General features: G+C 74.2%; 1 protein-coding gene. It reads right to left on the reverse strand.

Annotated features, from left to right (window positions below; genetic code table 11):
• Nucleotides 1-17: 17 nt before the first annotated feature.
• On the reverse strand, nt 18-20,210 hold the full coding sequence (locus JEK78_RS00535) for a type I polyketide synthase (RefSeq protein WP_200262109.1): 20,193 nt from the start codon (nt 20,208-20,210) through the stop codon (nt 18-20).
• Between the last annotated feature and the right edge of the window lie 125 nt (nt 20,211-20,335).

A 20,335-nucleotide genomic window follows, 5' to 3' on the forward strand; every position in this document is an offset into this window, starting at 1 on the left:
GCCGCAAACCTTCCTGGTCAGCTCTCGGTACGTCGGCCGAGTTCGTTGTCGATGAAGGCGAGGACCTCGTCGGTGCTCGCGGCGCTGAGGCGGTCGGCCACCGCCGTCTCTTCCTGGGGCGCGGCGGGTCCGCCGTACTGGGCGAGGAGGTTGCGCAGCCGGGCCAGGGCGCCCGACTGTGCGAGGTCGTCGTGGGTGCCGGCAGCGAGGGCCGCCTCCAGCCGGTCGAGTTCGGCGGTGATCGCCGGTGTCTCGGGGGCGGCGCCCAGCAGTTCGCCGGCGAGCTGGTCGGCGAGTTCCTGCGGGGTCGGGTGGTCGAACACGAGGGTGGCGGCGAGCTTCAGGCCGGTCGCCGACGACAGGCTGTTGCGCAGTTCCACCGCGGTGAGCGAGTCGAAGCCGAGCGAGCGGAACTCCTTGTCGGCGTCGATCGCGGCAGGTGTGGCGTGCCCGAGGACGCCGGCGGCGTGTCCGCACACCAGGTCCAGCAGGTACTTGGCGCCCTCCTCGGGCGGCAGCTCGGCGAGCAGGCCCGCCAGGTCGGGTGCGGCCCCGGTCGGGCCGCCGCCCGCGGTGCGCTTGCCGCCGCGCACCAGGCCGCGCAGCACCGCCGCGACCTCGACGGGCCGTTCCGTGCGGCCGGTGGCGATCAGCGCGGGCACCAGCAGCGCGTCCTCGCGGGCGATGGCGTCGTCGAACAGCGCGAGGCCCTGTGCCTCGGACAGCGGTGGCATCCCGGAGCGTCCGAGGCGGTCCATGGCGCCCTCGGCGAGGTGGGCGGTCATGCCGGTGTCCTGCGCCCACGGCCCCCACGCCAGGGAGGTGGCGGCGAGGCCGAGGCCGTGCCGGTGGGCGGCGAGGGCGTCGAGGAAGGCATTGGCCGCCGCGTAGTTGGCCTGTCCGGCGGCGCCGGTGACACCGGCCACCGACGAGTACAGGACGAACGCCGTCAAGCGGTGCTCGCGGGTCGCCTCGTGCAGGTTCCAGGCGCCGTCGACCTTGGGGCGCAGCACCGCGTCGAGCCGTTCGGAGGTCAGGGAGCCGAGCACGCAGTCGTCGAGCACCCCCGCCGTGTGCACCACCGCCGTCAGCGCGGGCACCGACGCGACCAGCTCGGCGACCTCGGCACGGTCGGCGACGTCGCACGCTGCGACGGTCACCTCGGCGCCGTATCCGGCGAGTTCCGCGCGCAGCGCCTCGGCCTCCGGCGCGTCCGGTCCCCGGCGTGATACAAGCAGCAGGTTCCTGACGCCGCGCCGGGTCACCAGATGGCGGGCGAGTGCGGCGCCGAGGCCGCCGGTGCCGCCGGTGATCAGGACGGTGCCGTCCGGGTCCCAGTCGCGCGGTGTGCCGTCGCCGGTGACCCGGGCGAGCCGTCCGACCAGCACCTCGCCGTCGCATACGACGACCTGGGTCTCACCGGAGTCGAGCAGCGCGGGCGCGAGCGGCAGAGCGGGCGCCGGGTCGTCGCCCTCGACGAGCAGGAGTCGGCCGGGGTTCTCGGACTGCGCGGAGCGCACCAGGCCCCACACGGTGGACGCCGCGAGGTCGCCGGGGCGGGTGGTGAACACCAGGCGGGCGTCGGCGTACCGGTCGTCTTCGAGGAAGTCCCGTACGGCGGCCAGGGCGCGCCCGGCGAGCGCGTGCGCCTCGCCCGGCACGTCGCCGTCGCAGACGGCCTCCAGGGCGAGGGCGACGACGTCGGGCACGGTGGTGCCGACCTCGGCGAGGTCCGTCACCCGTGCCACGGTCGGCGCACCGGCCGCGTCGAGATGTGCGGGCACCCAATCGAGCCGGAACAGGTCCTTCTGCGCGACGCGTTCGGCGAGGGAGGCTCCGAAGGTGACCGACCGGGCGGAGAGGACCGGCGCTCCGTCGCCGTCGGCGGCGGCGAACGAGCCGTCCGCGCCCCACCGCACGCGCAGCGCCGAGGCGCCGACTGCGTGCAGGGAGACGCCGTGCCACTCCAGGGGTACCCGGTCCGCCTCGCCGTCCCGCACGGCGCAGTCCAGCAGCACCGGATGCACGCCGTAGAACTGGGCGTCGGCGGCGCCTTCGGGGAGTTCTGCGGGCGTCCAGCCGCCGCCCGTGAAGTCGGCGACATGCTCGCCCGGCGCGAGGACGCCGGAGGCGAGCGGAGTCCAGGGCCCGTCGTCGGCGGAGCGGGAGTGAACGGTCAGCTCCCGCTTGCCGTCGCCGTGGGGCGCGCCCACCCACACCTGGAGCACGCCCGCTGTCAGCGGGGCGGTGACGGTGAGGGACTCGACGGTGCCGAGGCCCACCTGGTCGGCGGCGCGGAACGCGATCTCGGCGAACGCGGTCTCGGGGAAGCCGACCGGGAGCCGGTTGGTGAACACCACCGCGTCCGACCCGGCGACGGCCATGGCGGCGCCGAGGATGGGGTGGTCGACGGGGCCGAGCCCGACGGCGCTCACGTCGCCGGACTGCCGCAGCGGCGTCGGCCAGTAGCGCTCGTGCTGGAACGCGTACGTCGGCAGCGCGACCCGGCGTGCGCCGGTGCCCTCGAACAGGGGCGTCCAGTCGACGTGCACGCCCGTGACGTGCAGCCGGGCGAGTGCGGTGAGCAGGGCGGTGGGTTCGTCCCGGTCGCCGCGCAGCAGCGGGACAGCCGCGGCGGAGGCGAACTCGGTGAGCAGGGCCGACAGGACGCCGGTGGGGCCGATCTCCAGGACCGTGTCCGTGCCTGCGGCTTCGAGCGCGGCGACGCCGTCGGCGAAGCGGACGGGCTCGCGGACGTGGCGGACCCAGTAGTGCGGCGAGCACAGCTCGTCGCCGGTGACGAGCTGTCCGGTCAGGTTGGACACCACGGGGATCTGCGGCGGGGCGAACGACAGGTCCGCGAGCAGCTCACGGAAGTCGTCGAGTATCGGCTCCATCAGCGGCGAGTGGAAGGCGTGGCTGACCGGCAGCCACTTGGTCTTCCGCCCGTTCTTCGCGAAGTCGTCGGCGATCTGCCGGGCCTCGCTCTCGTCACCGGCGAGCACGACGGAGTCGGGGCCGTTGACGGCTGCGATCGAGACGCTCGCGGTGAGGCGGTGGGCCACCTCGTCCTCGGTCGCCTGAATCGCGATCATCGCGCCGCCCCCGGGCAGCGCCTGCATCAGCCGGGCGCGCGCGGTGACCAGCGTGGCCGCGTCCTTCAGCGTGAGCACTCCGGCGACGTGCGCGGCGGCGATCTCGCCGACGGAGTGCCCGCCGACGAAGGCGGGCCGGACGCCGTAGGACTCAATGAGCCGGTAGAGGGCGACCTCGACGGCGAACAGCGCGGGCTGGGTGTGCCCGGTCCGGTTCAGCGCTTCCTCGTCCTCGCCCCAGATCACCTCGCGCAGCCCCGGCTCCAGCAGCGCCAGCACCTCGTCCAGCGCGGCACGGAACACCGGAGACCGGTCGTACAACTCCATTCCCATGCCCAGGCGTTGGGCGCCTTGGCCGGAGAACAGCACGGCTAGTTCGGGCCGTCCGGCGCGGCCGCGGGCGATCTCGTGGCCTTCCAGGAGTACGGCGCGGTATTCGAACCGGGACCGGTCGAGCAGGGAGAGTCCGACGTCGAGCGGGTCGGCCTCGACCGCGCGGAGCCGCGTGAGCTGGGCGTCCAGCGCCGCGTCGGACTTGGCGGAGACGGTCCAGGCAGCCGGCGGTCGTGCCGCGTCAGGGGCGGGGGTCGGCGCCTTCTCGGCGAACCGCGGGGCCTGCTCCAGGATGACGTGCGCGTTGGTGCCGCTGAGGCCGAACGAGGAGACGCCCGCGCGGCGCGGCCGGTCCTCGGTGGGCCAGGGGGTGGCCTCGGTGAGCAGGGACACCGATCCGGCGGACCAGTCGACGTGGGTGGTCGGCTCGGTGACGTTCAGGGTGCTCGGGAGCACCTCGTGGCGCAGCGCCATCACCATCTTGATCACCCCGGCGACGCCGGCGGCGGCCTGGGTGTGACCGATGTTCGACTTGATCGAGCCGAGCAGCAGCGGCCGGTCGTCGTCGCGGTCCTGCCCGTAGGTGGCGAGCAGGGCCTGCGCCTCGATGGGGTCGCCGAGGGTGGTGCCGGTGCCGTGTGCCTCGACGGCGTCCACGTCGGCGGCGGTGAGCCCGGCGGAGACCAGCGCCTGCCGGATCACCCGCTGCTGCGAGGGACCGTTGGGCGCGGTCAGACCGTTGGACGCACCGTCCTGGTTGATCGCCGAACCGCGTACGACGGCGAGCACCTCGTGCCCGTTGCGCACGGCGTCGGAGAGCCGCTCGACGACGAGCACGCCGATGCCCTCGGACCAAGCGGTGCCGTCCGCGCTGTCGGAGAACGGCTTGCAGCGGCCGTCCGGGGCGAGCCCGCTCTGCAGGCTGAACTCCATGAACGCGCCGGGCGCCGACATCACCTGCACGCCGCCGGCCAGCGCCAGAGAGCACTCCCCGCCGCACAGCGCCTGCACGGCCAGGTGCAGGGAGACGAGCGCCGAGGAGCAGGCCGTGTCGACCGTCATCGACGGGCCTTCGAGGCCCAGCGCGTAGGACAGCCGGCCGGCGATGACGCTCGGCGAGGTGCCGGTGCCGGAGTAACCCTCCAGGGACTGCTCGGAGTTGAGCATCAGGTGCGCGTAGTCCTGCCCGGAGGCGCCGATGTAGACGCCGGTACGGGTGCCGCGCAGCGCCACCGGGTCGATGCCGGTGCGCTCCAGGGCCTCCCAGGAGGCCTCCAGGACGAGGCGCTGGTGCGGGTCCATGGACACGGCCTCGCGGGGCGAGATGCCGAAGAACGCGGCGTCGAAGTCGGCGATGCCTTCGATGAAGCCGCCCTGTCCGGTGACGCTGCGGCCGGCGCCCTCGCCGACCAGGTTCTCGTCCCAGCCGCGGTCGGTGGGGAATGGCGTGATCGCGTCACGGCCCTGGGCGACCAGCTCCCACAGGTCCTCGGGGCCGTCGATGCCGCCGGGGAAGCGGCAGGCGATGCCGACGATCGCGACCGCCTCGCCGTCGTGCCGTGCCGCGACGGACGGCAGGTCGGGCTCGGCGGCGCCTGCCGGGCCGCCGAACACCTCGGCGACCAGGTACTCGCCGAGTGCCTGCGGGGTCGGGTAGTCGAACACCAGGGTCGCGGGCAGGGTCAGGCCGGTGGCCGCGCCGAGGCGGTTGCGCAGTTCCACCGAGGTGAGCGAGTCGAAGCCGAGGGCGCGGAACTCGCGGTCGGCGTCCACGGCGTCCGGCGAGGCGTGCCCGAGCACCGCCGCCGCCTCGCCGCGCACCACGTCGACGAGGGCGCGCACCCGGTCGGCGGGGCGGGCGTCGTCGAGGCGCCGCAGCACCCCGGCCGCCGTGCCGCCCGAGGTGGCCGTACGGCGGCCCCGCAGCAGGTTGCGCAACAGCGGCGGCACGAAGCCGGTGGTGACGGTGCCGGTGATGACGCGGGCCGGCACCAGCAGCGGTTCGTCGACCGCGGTGGCCGCGTCGAACAGGGCGAGGCCGTGCTCCAGGGGCATCGGCGGCATGCTGGACTTCTCCAGCCGCTCCAGCGCCGCCGCATCCATCGTGCGGGTCATGCCGGCCTCGGAACTCCACGCGCCCCACGCCAGGGAGAGCGCGGGCAGCCCGAGCGAGCGCCGGTACTGGGCGAGGGCGTCGAGGAAGGCGTTGCCCGCCGCGTAGTTGCCCTGCCCCGCGGTGCCGAGCACACCGGACACCGACGAGTACAGGACGAACGCCACGAGGTCCTTGTCCCGGGTCAGCTCGTGCAGGTTCCAGGCGGCGTCCGCCTTGGGCCGCAGCACCGCGCCGAGCCGGTCCGGGGTCAGCGAGGCGGTCACACCGTCGTCCAGCACACCGGCCGTGTGGACGACCGCGGTGAGGTCGTCCACGCCGTCCAGGACGGCCGCGAGCGCGTCCCGGTCGGCGGCGTCGCACGCGGCGACGGTGACGTCGGCGCCGTGGGCGAGCAGTTCGGCCTGCAGCTCCAGCGCGCCGGGCGCATCCAGGCCACGTCGGCTCAGCAGCAGCAGCCTGCGGGCACCGCGCTCGACGAGGTGGCGGGCGAGTTCCGCGCCGAGCCCGCCGGTGCCGCCGGTGATCAGGACCGTGCCGTCGGGGTCCCGGCCGCCCGGCACGGTGATGACGATCTTGCCGATGTGCTGGGCGCGGCTCATGTACCGGAACGCGTCCCGGGCCCGCCGTACGTCCCAGGTGCTGACCGGCAGCGGCTCCAGGACACCCTGGTCGAACAGTTCGACCAGGGCGAGCAGCATCCGCTGAATGTGGTCGGGGTGGGCCTCGCCGAGGTCGAAGGGCCGGTAGGCGATGCCGGGCGGGTCCTCGCGCAGGTCGGTCTTGCCCATCTCCAGGAACCGGCCGCCCGCGCCGAGCAGGCGCAGCGAGGCGTCGATGAACTCGCCGGTCAGCGCGTTGAGTACGACGTCGATGCCCTCGCCGGACTGACCGGACTGGGCGGACTGGGCGGACTGGGCGGACTGGGCGAACTTCGTCTCGAACGCGGTGTCGCGGGAGGAGGCGATGTGGTCGTCGTCGAGGCCGAGGCCGCGCAGCACGTCCCACTTGCCCTCGCTCGCGGTGGCGAAGACCTCGGCGCCAAGGTGCCGGGCGACCTGGACGGCCGCCATGCCGACGCCTCCGGCACCGGCGTGGACGAGCACCTTCTCGCCGGGGCGCACCTGGCCGAGTTCGACGAGGGCGTAGTACGCGGTGAGGAACACCAGCGGTACGGAGGCACCCTGTTCGAAGGTCCAGCCGTCGGGGAGCCTGGTGAGGTAGCGCTCGTCGATGACGCCGAGCGGGCCCATACCGCCGAACAACATGCCGAAGACGGGGTCGCCGGGGCGCAGCCCGGTCACCTCGGGGCCGGTCTCGACGACGACGCCGGCCGCCTCGGCGCCGAACGAGCCGGCTTCGCCCGGGTACATGCCGAGCGCGTTGAGGACGTCGCGGAAGTTGAGGCCGGCCGCGCGGATGGCGACGCGCACCTGCCGGCCGGTGAGGGGTTCGGCGACCTCGGGGCAGGGGGCGAGGGTCAGCGCGTCGACGCTGCCCTTGGCGGTGGTGTCGAGCCGCCACGGCACGCCCACAGGGGGTACGAGGGACGGTCCGCCGGCGGTCCGGGCGAGTCGGCCGACGTAGGTGACGCCGTCACGCACGATCAGCTGCTGTTCCTCGGTGACCAGCATGCCGGGGCTGAGCTCGCCGCCGGCGTCGAGGTCGACGAGCAGGAACCGGCCGGGGTTCTCGGCCTGGGCGCTGCGCACCAGGCCCCACACGGCGGCTGCGCCGAGGTCGGTGACGGGTTCGTCGCCGATGGCGGCGGCCCCGCGGGTCACGAACACCGTGCGCTGGTCGGCTTGTTGGAGGAGCTCCAGCACCCGGGCGGTCTCGGTGTGCGCGGAGGCGGCGTCGGTGCCGCCGGTGACCTCGACGATCCGTATGTCGGCGGCTTCGGCATCCGTGTCGGGGAGCGGTATGCGCGTCCACTCGACGCGGAACAGGGAGTCGCGCGGGTCGGCGCCGGGTGCGGGCCGTTCGGCGGACGGCCTGCGCACCACGAGGGACTTGGCCGACAGGACCGGGGCGCCCTCGGCGTCGACCGCGGTGACGGAGACGGCGTCGCCGCCGACGGGTGACAGCCATACGCGTAGCCGCGACGGGCCGATGGCGTGCAGCGACACGCCGTTCCACTCGAAGGGCAGGCCCTGGCCCGCGCCCTCGACGAACGTGATGGCGTGCAGGGCGGAGTCCAGCAGGGCAGGGTGCACACCGAACCGGGCCGCGTCCTCGGCGTCGTCGGGCAGCGCGACCTCGACGTAGACGTCGCCGCCCGCGCGCCAGGCGGCCTTCAGGCCCCGGAACACCGGCCCGTAGGACAGGCCGGCCTCGCCCAGGGTGTCGTAGAAGCCGTCCAGGTCGACGGGGTCGGCTCCGGCGGGCGGCCACTGCGCGGTGTCGAAGGCGGCCTGGTGCGGGCCCTCGGCGAGAGTGCCGCTCGCGTGCTGGACCCAGGTGTCGGAGCCAGTCGGGCGGGAGTGGACGCTCACCGCGCGCCGGCCGCTGTCGTCGGGGGCGCCGACGCGGACCTGGACGGGCACGGCGTCGCGTTCCGGCAGGACCAGGGGTACGACGATGGTGAGTCCGTCCACGCGGTCGCAGCCGGTGACGTCGCCGGCGCGGATGGCGAGGTCGAGGAACCCGGTGCCGGGGAACAGCACCGCGCCGCCGACGACATGGTCGGCGAGCCAGGGCTGGAGCGCCGGGGACAACCGGCCCGACATTACCAGTTCGTCGGTGCCGGCGACGGACACCGAGGCGCCGAGCAGCGGGTGGCCGCCCGGGGCGAGCCCGTACGCGGTGGGGTCGCCTGCGCGGCCGCCGACGGAGGCCCGGGGCCAGAAGCGCCGGCGGTCGAAGGCGTAGGTGGGCAGGTCGACGAGGCGGCCCTGCGGGAACCACGGCGCCCAGTCGACCGGCACCCCGTCGACGTGCAGCCGGGCGAGGGCGGTGACGAGGGCGGTCGCCTCGGGACGGTCCCTGCGCAGCGCGGGCACGGCACCGTCGACGAGGGCCGACAGGACGCCGTCGGGCCCGACCTCCAAGAACCTGGTGGCGCCCGCCGCGCGCAGCCGGTCCACGTTGTCGCCGAACCGCACCGCGTCCCGGACGTGAGCGACCCAGTACTCGGGGTCGGTGACATCGCCGCTGGTGAACAGCGGGATCGCGGGCTCGCGGAAGGACAGCCCGGCGAGAGCCGTACGGAAGTCGTCGAGCATCGGGTCCATCAGCGGGGAGTGGAAGGCGTGCGACACCTTCAGCCGCTTGTGCCTCCACCGTTCGGCGATGCGCAGCACCTCGTGCTCGTCGCCCGCGACGACCACGGAGTCGGGCCCGTTGACGGCGGCGACCGAGACGTTGGCGGTGAGGTGCGGGACGACTTCGGCCTCGGTGGCCTGTACGGCGACCATGGCGCCGCCGGGCGGCAGCGCGTCCATGAGGGCGGAGCGGGCGGTGACCAGTTCAGCGGCGTCGGCGAGCGACAGCACCCCCGCGGCATGGGCCGCGGCGATCTCGCCGATGGAGTGGCCGGCGAGGAGCGCGGGCCTGACACCGAAGGACTCCAGGAGCCGGTGCAGGGCGACTTCGACGGCGAACAGCGCGGGCTGGGCGTTCCCGGTGCGGTTCAGTGCCTCCGCGTCGTCGCCCCAGATCACCTCGCGCAGGGCCGGGTCGAGGTGGACGAGTGCGTCGTCCATGGCGGTGGCGAAGATCGGGAACCGCTCGTACAGCTCGCGGCCCATGCCGAGACGCTGTGAGCCCTGCCCGGAGAACAGAACGGCGAGGGTCTGCTCGGCCGCCACGCCGGAGGCGATCTCGGCGCCGTCGAGGAGCACCGCGCGGTGCTCGAACAGGGTCCGGGAGGTGACCAGCGAGTACCCGATGTCGGCCGGGTCGCTCGGGAGTTGGGCCGTCTTGTCGACCTGGGCGCGGAGCGAGGCCGGGGACTTCGCGGAGACGATCCACGGGGCCGGTGGCGCATGCTCGGGGGCGGGCGCGGAGCCCTGGCGGGCAGCGGGAGCCTCGGGGGTGGGCAGTTCCCGGGCGGGTGCCTCCTCCAGGATCACGTGCGCGTTGGTGCCGCTGATGCCGAAGGAGGAGACGCCGGCGCGGCGCGGTCGGCCGCCGGTCGCGGGCCAGTCCGTGGTCTCGGTCAGGAGCGATACGGCGCCGGTGGACCAGTCGATGTGCGACGACGGTTCGGTGACGTGGAGGGTCCGGGGCAGCACGCCGTTCCGCAGCGCCAGCACCGTCTTGATGACGCCGGCCGCGCCCGCCGCGGCCTGCGTGTGGCCCAGGTTCGACTTGACGGAGCCGAGCCGCAGCGGCCGGTCGGCGGGCCGGTCGTGGCCGTAGGCGGCGATGAGGGCCTGGGCCTCGATGGGGTCGCCGAGGGTGGTGCCGGTGCCGTGGGCCTCGACGGCGTCGACGTCGGCGGGCTGCAGTCCACCGCTGGCCAACGCCTGCCGGATGACGCGCTGCTGCGACGGGCCGTTCGGCGCCGTGAGGCCGTTGGAGGCGCCGTCCTGGTTGAAGGCGGAGCCGCGTACGACGGCGAGGACCGGGTGCCCGGCGGCCACCGCGTCGGAGAGCCGCTCGACGACGAGGACGCCCACGCCCTCGGACCATCCGGTGCCGTCGGCGTCGTCGGAGAACGCCTTGCACAGGCCGTCCGGGGCGAGCCCGCCCTGCCGGGAGAACCCGGAGAAGCTGGTCGGCGTCGCCATCACGGTCACCCCGCCGGCGAACGCGAGCGAGCACTCACCGGCCCGCAGCGCCTGCGCGGCGAGGTGCAGCGCGACCAGCGCCGAGGAGCATGCGGTGTCGACGGTGACGGCGGGCCCTTCGAGGCCCAGCGCGTAGGAGACGCGCCCGGAGATCACGCTGGCCGCGAGCCCGGTGCCGGCGTGGCCCTCCAGGTCCTCGTCGGAGGCCATCACGACGTGCTGGTAGTCCTGCCCGTTGGTGCCGTAGAACACGCCGGTGCGGCTGCCACGCAGCGAGCCGGGGTCGACGCCGGCGCGTTCGACCGCCTCCCACGACGTTTCGAGCAGCAGCCGCTGCTGCGGGTCCATGGCCAGGGCCTCGCGGGGCGAGATGCCGAAGAAGGCGGGGTCGAAGTCCGCGACGCCGGCGAGGAATCCGCCGCGTCCGGTGGAGCTGGCGAGCGCGCCGAGGTCCCAGCCGCGGTCCGCCGGGAACTCGGTGATCGCGTCCCGTCCCTCGACGAGCAGCGTCCACAGGTCCTCGGGCGAGTCGATGCCGCCGGGGAAGCGGCAGGCCATGCCGACGATGGCGATGTCGTCCGTGGTGCGGACCACGTCGGTGTCGGCCAGATCGGCCCCGGTGCCGAGGAGTTCGCCGAGCAGGAACTCGGCGAGCGCGCGAGGGCTGGGATGGTCGAAGACGAGCCCGGCGGGCAGCGCGAGCCCGGTGACCTCGGTGAGCTGGTTGCGCAGGTCGACGGCGGTCAGCGAGTCGAACCCGATGTCGCGGAACGCCTTGTCCGCGGCGACGGCCTCCTTGCCGGAGTGGCCGAGCACGGCCGCCGCCCGGGTGCGCACCAACTCCAGTACGGCTGCGATGCGTTCACCGTCGGGCAGGGCGCGCAGGCTGCCGCGCAGGGCGGCGCCGGCGGACTCGCTGTCGCGCCGGGCGGCGTCGAGCGCGTCGAGCACTCCGCGCGCACCGGGCAGTTCGCCGATGACCGGGGTGGGGCGCAGGCTCAACAGGGCGCTGAGCAGCTGCGGGTGACGCAAGTCGGCGACGACGGCGGTCGCGGCGGGTTCGACGACGACGTGCCGCAGGGCTTCGAGCGCGAGGGCGGGGTCGAGGCTGGTGGCGCCGGTCTGCCGGATGGCGGCCGCGGCGCGTTCGCCTCCGGCCATGCCGTCGCCGGCCCACGCTCCCCAGGCGACGGAGGTCGCGGCGAGACCGGCGGCGCGCCGGCGCTGGGCGAGGGCGTCGAGGACGGCGTTGGCGGCGGCGTAGTTGGCCTGTCCGGGGTTGCCGATCGCGCCGGCGACCGAGGAGAACAGCACGAAGGCGTCGAGGTCGCGTGCGCGGGTCAGCTCGTCGAGGACGAACGCGGCCTGCGCCTTGGCGCGGAAGACGTCGGCGAACCGCTCGGGCGCCAGGCCTTCCAGGACGCCGTCGTCGAGGACACCGGCGGCGTGGACCACGGCGGTGAGGTCGTCGATGCCGTCCAGCAGCGCGGCGACGGCCTCGCGGTCGGCGGCGTCGCAGGCGGCGATCACGATGTCCGCGCCGAGTCCCTCCAGTTCCGCGCGGAGTTCGGCGGCGCCGGGCGCGTCCGGGCCCCGGCGGCTGAGCAGGACGACGCGGGCGGCGCCCCGGGTGGCGAGGTCGCGGGCGACGTGGCGGCCGAGGGCGCCGGTGCCGCCGGTGACGACCACGGTGCCGGAGGGCTCCCACTCGGGGCCGCCGGGTGCGCGCGGCGCCACGACGACACGTCGGCCGAAGACCCCGGAGTCGCGTACGGCGACCTGGTCCTCGGTCGAGCCGAGGACGGTCAGCAGGCGTCGCGCGGCGCGTTCGTCGAGCTCTTCGGGCAGGTCGACGAGACCGCCCCAGCGCACGGGGTGCTCCAGGGCGGCGACCCGGCCGAGTCCCCAGACGCCGGCCTGCCAGGGGTGGACGACGGGGTCGGCGCGGCCGACGGACACCGCCGCGCGGGACACGGCCCACAGGGGGGCGGTGATCCCTCCGTCGCCGAGGGCCTGGAGGAGGGTGGCGGTGGCGACGGCCGGGGTCTGGTCGCCCGGGTCGTCGAGCGCCATCAAGGAGACGACGCCGGTGTATCGGCTCGTGTCGAACTCCTGCAGCAGCGCGGTGAGTTGGCTGCGGTCGGCCCCCGCCGGGACGTCCAGGCGGGTGGCATCGCCGAGGGCGGAGATGACGGCGTTGGCCCACGGGTCGTCGGCCGCGCCACGCGGCACGATGACCAGCCAGGGGCCCGTGGCGGGGGTGAGTCCGGTGACGGGCTGCCAGGTCTCGCGGTGCAGCCAGGAGTCCACGGTGGAGCGGGCCTTGCGCCGGCCGCGCCACGCGGACAGCGCGGGCAGCACCCCGTCGAGGGTGTCGGCGTCGAGGCCGAGGGTCGCGGACAGGGAGGCGCCGTCCGCACTCTCCACGGCGGCCCAGAACGCCGCGTCGGCCGGGTCCTGCACCATCGCCCCGGAGTCGGCGGTCTCGGGCCAGTACCGCTCGTGCTGGAACGGATAGGTCGGCAGGTCGACGAGCCGCCCGCCGGGGTAGCAGGGTGACCAGTCGACCTCGACGCCGCCGACGTGCAGCCGGGCGAGCGCGGTGAGCAGCGCGGTCGCCTCGTCGCGGTCCCGGCGCAGCACCGGCACCGCGTCCTCGACGAGCGCGGACAGCACGCCGTCGGGGCCGACCTCCAGGAACGCCGTCGCGCCCCGCTCCCGTAGCCGTACGACGTTGTCGTGGAACCGGACCGCGTCGCGCACATGACGCACCCAGTACTCGGGATCGGTCACGTCGCCGCTGGTCACGACCGGGATGCTCGGTTCACGGAACGTCAGGTCGGCGATCGCGGCGCGGAAGTCCTCAAGCATGGGGTCCATGAGCGGCGAGTGGAACGCGTGGGACACCCGCAGCCGCGTCGCCTTGCGCCCGATGCCCTCGAAGTGGGCCGCGACCCGCGCCGCCTCGGTCTCGACTCCGGCCACGACCACGGAGTTGGGGCCGTTGACCGCGGCGATCGACACCTCGGGGGTGAGGTGCGGCAGGACCTCCTGTTCAGTGGCCCGGATCGCGATCAGCGCGCCACCGGCGGGCAGCGCCTGCATCAGCCGGGCTCGGACGGTGACGAGCCGGGCCGCGTCGGCCAGGTCGAGCACCCCGGCGACGTGGGCGGCGGCGATCTCGCCGATGGAGTGCCCGGCCAGCAGCCGCGGCTTGATCCCATAGGACTCGATCAGCCGGTAGAGGGCGACCTCGACGGCGAACAGCGCGGGCTGGGCGTGCCCGGTCCGGTTCAGCGCCGCCTCGTCGTCCCCCCACATGACCTCGCGGACCGCCGGGTCGAGCCGGTCCAGCAGCTCGTCCAGCGCGGCTGCGAACACCGGGTGCCGTGCGTACAACTCTCGCCCCATGCCTAGGCGTTGGGCGCCCTGCCCGGAGAACAGCACGGCGAGGGTCCGGTCGGCTGCGACGCCGGAGGCGAGTTCCGTGCCGTCGAGCAGTACGGCCCGGTGCTCGAACAGGGTCCGGGAGGCAGCCAGCGAGTGCCCGATGTCGACGGGGTCGTCGCCCGTCAGTGCGCGCACCTGCTCGACCTGGGCCCGCAGCGCCGCCTCGGACTTGGCGGAGACGAGCCACGGGACCGGTTCCGTGCGGGGCGCGGCGGCCGGGGCGGCGGGTTCGGCGGGCCCCTGCTCCAGGATGATGTGCGCGTTGGTGCCGCTGAGGCCGAACGAGGAGACGCCCGCCCGGCGCGGCCGGTCCGCCTGCGGCCACGGGGTGTTGTCGGTGAGCAGCGAGACCGCGCCCGCCGACCAGTCGACGTGCGAGGACGGCTCGGTGACATGCAGCGTCCTGGGCAGCACCCCGTGCCGCAGCGCCAGGACCGCCTTGATGACGCCGGCGACGCCCGCCGCCGCCTGGGTGTGCCCCAGGTTGGACTTGACGGCGCCCAGGTACAGCGGCGTCTCGCGGTCGCGTCCGTAGGCGGCGAGCAGCGCCTGCGCCTCGATCGGGTCGCCGAGCCGGGTACCGGTGCCGTGCGCCTCCACGGCGTCCACGTCCGTCGCGGACAACTCGGCGTTCGCCAGCGCCTGCCGGATCACCCGCTGCTGTGCCGGACCGTTCGGCGCCGTAAGCCCGTTGGACGCACCGTCCTGGTTGACGGCCGACCCGCGCATCACGGCCAGGATCCGGTGCCCGTTGCGCAGCGCGTCCGACTGCCGTTCGAGTACGACGATGCCGGCGCCCTCGGACCAGCCCGTGCCGTCGGCGTCGTCGGAGAAGGCCCGGCAGCGGGCGTCGGCCGCCAGGCCGCCCTGGGCGTTGAAGCCGGCGAAGTTCATCGGCGTCGACATGACCGTGACACCGCCGACCAGGGCGAGTGTGGACTCCCCGGAGCGCAGGGACTGCGCCGCGAGGTGCAGGGCGACCAGCGACGACGAGCACGCGGTGTCGACGGTGAGGGCGGGCCCCTCGAAGCCGAACACGTACGACAGGCGGCCGGAGATCACGGCGGCGGCGAGGCCCGTGCTCGCATGGCCCTCGATGCCGTCGCGCGCTCGCAGGACGAGGTTCGTGTAGTCTTGGCCGTTGGTGCCGACGAACACACCGGTCCTGGTGCCGCGCAGGGTGGCGGCGTCGATGCCGGCGTGCTCGACCGCCTCCCAGGCCACCTCCAGCAGCTGGCGCTGCTGCGGGTCCATGGCGAGGGCCTCGCGCGGGGAGATACCGAAGAATCCGGCGTCGAACTCGGCGGCCCCGTACAGGAATCCGCCCTCGCCCGTGCCGCCCGCCGCGAAGGCCTCCTGCTCCCAGCCGCGGTCCGTGGGGAAGCCGGAGATGGCGTCCTCGCCGTCGTACAGCAGCCGCCACAGCTCCTCGGGCGAGCGCACCCCGCCGGGGAAACGGCAGCCCATGCCGACGATCACGATCGGGTCGTCGGCGTCGGCGACGTCCTGCGCCACCGCCTCCAACTCGACTCTGTCGCCAAGGAGTTCGGCCAGCAGGTGGTCGGCCAGCGCGGCCGGGGTCGGATAGTCGAAGATCAGCGTCGCGGGCAAGGTGAGCCCGGTCGCCGCGGTGAGGGCGTTGCGCAGCTCGATCGCGGTGAGCGAGTCGAAGCCGAGCGCGCGGAACTCCTTCTCCGCGCCCACGGCGTCGGCCGAGTCGTACCCGATGACCTTGGCGGCCTCGGTACGCACGAGGTCGAGCAGCAGCCGCTGCCGTTCATCGCCGGCCAGCTCGGCGAGCCGCTGGGCGGTGTCGCCGGACGCGGTGGCGGCGACACGGCGCCCGGTGCGGGTGAGTCCGCGCAGCAGCGTCGGTACGGGGCCGCTGCCGCCGGAAGCGCCGGGGGCCAGGGGCGCGAGCAGCGGCTCGTCGGAGCGCAGCGCCGCGTCGAACAGGGCCAGGCCCTGGGCGACGGACAGCACGGGCATCCGACGCAGGGCGGTGGCGTCCAGTGTGGCGGTCATGCCGGCGCCGGAGTCCCAGGCGCCCCACGCCAGCGACAGCGCGGGCAGGCCGAGGGACCGGCGGTGCGCGGCGAGCGCGTCCAGGTAGGTGTTGCCCGCCGCGTAGTTGGCCTGCCCGGCGGCGCCGAGCAGGCCGGACACCGACGAATACAGGACGAACGCCGCGAGGTCCTTGTCCCGGGTCAGTTCGTGCAGATGCCAGGCCGCGTCGGCCTTGGGCCGCAGCACGGTGTCGAGCCGGTCCCCGGTCAGCGAGCCGATGACGCCGTCGTCGAGCACGCCCGCGGTGTGGACGACGGCACCGAGGTCGTCGACGTCGGCCAGCAGCGCGGCCAGCGCCTCGCGGTCGCCGACGTCACAGGACCGTACGGTCACCTCCGCACCCTGCGCGACGAGTTCGCCTCGCAGCTCGGCCGCCCCGGGCGCGTCCTGCCCTCGCCTGCTGACCAGCAACAGCTTGCGGGCGCCGCGTGCCACGAGGTGCCGCGCCATGATCGCGCCGAGCCCGCCGGTGCCGCCGGTGATCAGGACCGTGCCGGTCCAGTCGGGCGCCTCACCCTCGTACCGGGGAGCCTTGGCCAGCCGGCCGACGCGCGCCTCGCCGTCGTACACCACGACCTGTGTCTCACCGGCGTCGATGAGCGCGGGGAGGCCCGGCAGGACGGCGGCCGACTCCGCCGACCCGTCGAGGTCGACGAGCAGGAACCGGCCCGGGTGCTCCGACTGCGCCGAGCGCACCAAGCCCCACACGGTGCCTGCCGACACGTCCTCGCCGGACACTGCGCCACGCGTCACGAACACCAGGCGCGCCCTCGTCGGCAGCCACTCCTGGACGATCTCCAGCGTCCGCGCGGCGAGTGCGTGCGCGGACTGGGGCCCGGGCTCCCCCATGAGGGGTACGAGGACCACGTCCGGGTCGGTGTTCACCTCCGGGTCGGCCCCGTCCGCCGACGACGTCACCCAGTCCTGCACGTCGAGCCCGAAGGTGTCCTCGCCAAGCAGCGCCCAGCGCTCCCCGCCGGGCTCCGGCACCTCTTGGGGCACCCAGTCGAGCCGGAAGAGCGAGTCCGCGTCGATGCGCGCGGCGAGGTCGCCGACCTCCTCGACCGTGACACGGGCGGCGGAGAGTACGGGCGCGCCGGTCGGGTCGGCGGCGGTGAGCGTGACCCCGCCGTCGGTCGCCGTCAGCCGCACGCGCAGCACGGCGGCGCCCGAGGCGTGCAGGCCGACGTCCCGCCAGTGGGTGGCCACGCCGTCGAGGCCCAGGTGGGCGGCGGCGTGCACGGCGGCGTCGAGCAGCGCGGGATGGATGCCGAACCCCTTGGCCTCGCCGGGCAGGGCGACCTCGGCGAACACCTCGTCACCGCGCCGCCAGACCGCCCTGAGGCCCTGGAACGCCTCGCCGTGGTCGGTGTCGTCGTAGAAGCCGTCGATGCCGACGACCTTGGCGCCCCGCGGCGGCCACACGGAGGCGTCGAACCGCTCGGTCCGCTCCCCCGGCGCAAGCACTCCCGTGGCGTGCTCGATCCACTCGCCGTCGCCGAGCCGCGAGTGGAACCGCAGCTCCCGCCGCCCCTCCTCGCCCGGCCGCCCGACCCACAACTGCACCTGGACGGGCGCCGCCTCCGGCAGCACCAGCGGTGCGACAGCGGTGAGTTCCTCGATCCGCTCACAGCCGACCTGGTCCGCCGCACGCAACGCCAGCTCGACCACCCCGGCACTGGGGAACAGCGGCGCGTCCTCAAGCCACGGGTGGGTTGCCCGCGACAGGCTCCCGGTGAGGATCAGCTCGCCGGACCCGGCGACGGTCATGGCGGCGCCGAGCAGGGGGTGGTCGGCGGGCGTGAGCCCCAGTCCGTGGGCGTCACCGGCGCTGACCGACACCGACGGCCAGTAGCGCTGCCGTTGGAAGGGGTAGGTGGGGAGGTCTGCGCGGCGGCCTCCCTCGTAGAACGGCGTCCAGTCGACCGCGGTGCCTGTCACGTGCAGGCGGGCCAGGGCGGTGACGAAGGCGGTGGGCTCGTCGAGGTTCTTGCGCTGCGCGGGGACGGCGACCGCGCCCGTGGCGGCGGCCATCGCGGACAGGACGCCGTCCGGGCCGATCTCCAGGAGGGGCTTCGAGCCCAGGGCGGTGACGTGGTCGTGGAAGCGGACCGTTTCGCGGACGTGGCGGACCCAGTACTCCGGGTCGGTCACATCGCCGCTGGTCACGATCGGGATGTGCGGCTCCCGGAACGTCAGTCCGGCGATGGCGGCACGGAAGTCGTCCAGCATCGGTTCCATCAGCGGCGAGTGGAAGGCGTGGGAGACCTTCAGCCGCTTGGTCCTGCGGTCACCGAAGACTTCGGCGATCCGCTCGACTGCGGCCTCGTCACCCGCGATCACCACCGAGGAAGGGCCGTTCACGGCCGCTATCGACACCAACTCGGTCAGTTGCGCGGCGACTTCCTCCTCCGTCGCCTCGATCGCCGCCATCGCGCCACCGGACGGCAACGCCTGCATCAGCGACGCCCGCGCCGACACCAGCCTTGCCGCGTCCTCCAGGCTGAGGACACCAGCCACATGCGCCGCCGCGATCTCACCGATCGAATGACCGGCAAGGCTCTCCGCCCGCACGCCGAAGGACTCGGCCAGCCGGTACAGCGCGACTTCGAAGGCGAACAACGCCGGTTGCGTGCAACCGGTCCGGTTCAGGGCCTCATCGTCCTCGCCCCACATCACGTCCCGCAGCGCCGTGTCGAGATGCGCGAGTACGTCGTCCAGAGCCCGCGCGAACACCGGGAAACGCTCGTACAACTCCTTCCCCATGCCGCGCCGTTGAGACCCCTGTCCGGAGAAGAGCACGGCCGTCGGCTTCGCGACGCCCGCCACCCCCCTGGCAATCTCCTCGCCGTCCAGCAGCACGGCCCGGTGCTCGAACAACGACCGCGTGGTCGCCAAGGAGAAGCCGATGTCGGCCGCGTCACCCTCGATACCCCGCAGCGCCCCGACCTGCTCGCTCAGCGCCTCATCGGACTTGGCTGAGACGATCCACGGCACCGCGTGCGCAGGGCCGGCCGCGGGCTCGGGAGCGTCCGCCGTAGGCGCCTGCTCCAGGATCACGTGTGCGTTGGTGCCGCTGACGCCGAAGGACGAGACGGCGGCGCGGCGCGGATGGTCCGCGGTGGGCCACTCGGTGTCGGTGGTGGCCAACTGCACCGAACCGGTGTCCCAGTCGATGTGCGTGGACGGCCGCGAGACGTGCAGAGTCCGCGGCACCACGCCGTGGCGCATGGCCATGACCATCTTGATGACACCGGCGACGCCGGCGGCGGCCTGGGTGTGGCCGATGTTGGACTTCACGGAGCCCAGGTAGAGCGGTACGTCGCGGTCCTGGCCGTAGGTGGCGAGGAGGCCGCGGGCCTCGATGGGGTCGCCGAGGGGGGTGCCGGTGCCGTGGGCCTCGACGACGTCGACCTCGGCGGCGGGCACCCCGGCCCGGTCCAGGGCCTGGCGGATGACGCGCTGCTGGGCGCGGCCGTTGGGGGCGGTGAAGCCGTTGGAGGCGCCGTCGGAGTTGACCGCGCTGCCGCGCACCACTGCGAGCACGGGGTGCCCGTTGGCGACGGCGTCGGAGAGGCGTTCCAGCATCAGCATGCCGACGCCCTCGGACCAGCCGGTGCCGTCGGCGTCGTCGGAGAACGCCTTGCAGCGGCCGTCGCGCGCGAGGCCGCCGGCGCGGCTGAACTCGACGAGCGAACCGGGCGTGCACATCACGTTGACGCCGCCGGCGAGCGCCAGGGAGCACTCACCGGCGCGCAGCGCGTGCACGGCGAGGTGCAGTGACACCAGCGAGGACGAGCAGGCGGTGTCGACGGTGACGGTGGGGCCCTCCAGGCCGAGGGCGTAGGAGATACGGCCGGACTCGGCGGAGGCGGCGATGCCGGTGCCGACGTCGCCGGTGGCGTCGTCGAGGCCGCGGATCAGCAGGTGTTGGTAGTCCTGGCCGTTGGTGCCGACGAACACGCCGGTGCGGGAGCCGCGCAGAGTGGTCGGGTCGATGCCCGCCCGTTCGATGGCCTCCCAGGAGGTCTCGAGGAGCAGCCGCTGCTGCGGGTCCATGGTGACCGCTTCGCGCGGGGAGATGCCGAAGAAGCCGGGGTCGAACTCGGCGAGGGCGGGCAGGAAGCCGCCCTGGACGCTCAGGCTGCTGCCGCGCTCGTCGACCTCGCCGCCCAGCAGCGAGGCGATGTCCCAGCCCCGGTTGGTGGGGAATCCGGTGATGGCGTCGCGCCCGGCGGCCACGAGCTCCCACAGCTGTTCCGGGGAGTCGATGCCCGCCGGGAAGCGGCAGGCCATGCCGACGATCGCGACCGGCTCGGTGGCGGCGGCGACCAGTTGCCGGTTCTGCCTGCGCAGCCGCTCCGCGTCCTTCATCGCGGCGCGCAGTGCCTCGACAACCTTCTCGCTGGAGGTGTTCATCCATCAGCTCCGTCGTCCGCAGTCATCCGAATTCGTCCGATCGCAATTGCAGCAGCCAACCCAGTAGCGATTTCCTCAGAAGTACGGCCGGTCGTCCGTGCGGGACGACCGGCCGTCGGCGGACG

It is taken from the genome of Streptomyces sp. HSG2 (assembly GCF_016598575.1).
In the GTDB taxonomy this organism is placed as follows: Bacteria; Actinomycetota; Actinomycetes; order Streptomycetales; family Streptomycetaceae; genus Streptomyces.

Coding starts and splice junctions, on each gene's coding strand:
- JEK78_RS00535 (WP_200262109.1), bottom strand. CDS start 20,210: ATGAACACCTCCAGCGAGAAGGTTGTCGAGGCACTGCGCGCCGCGATG.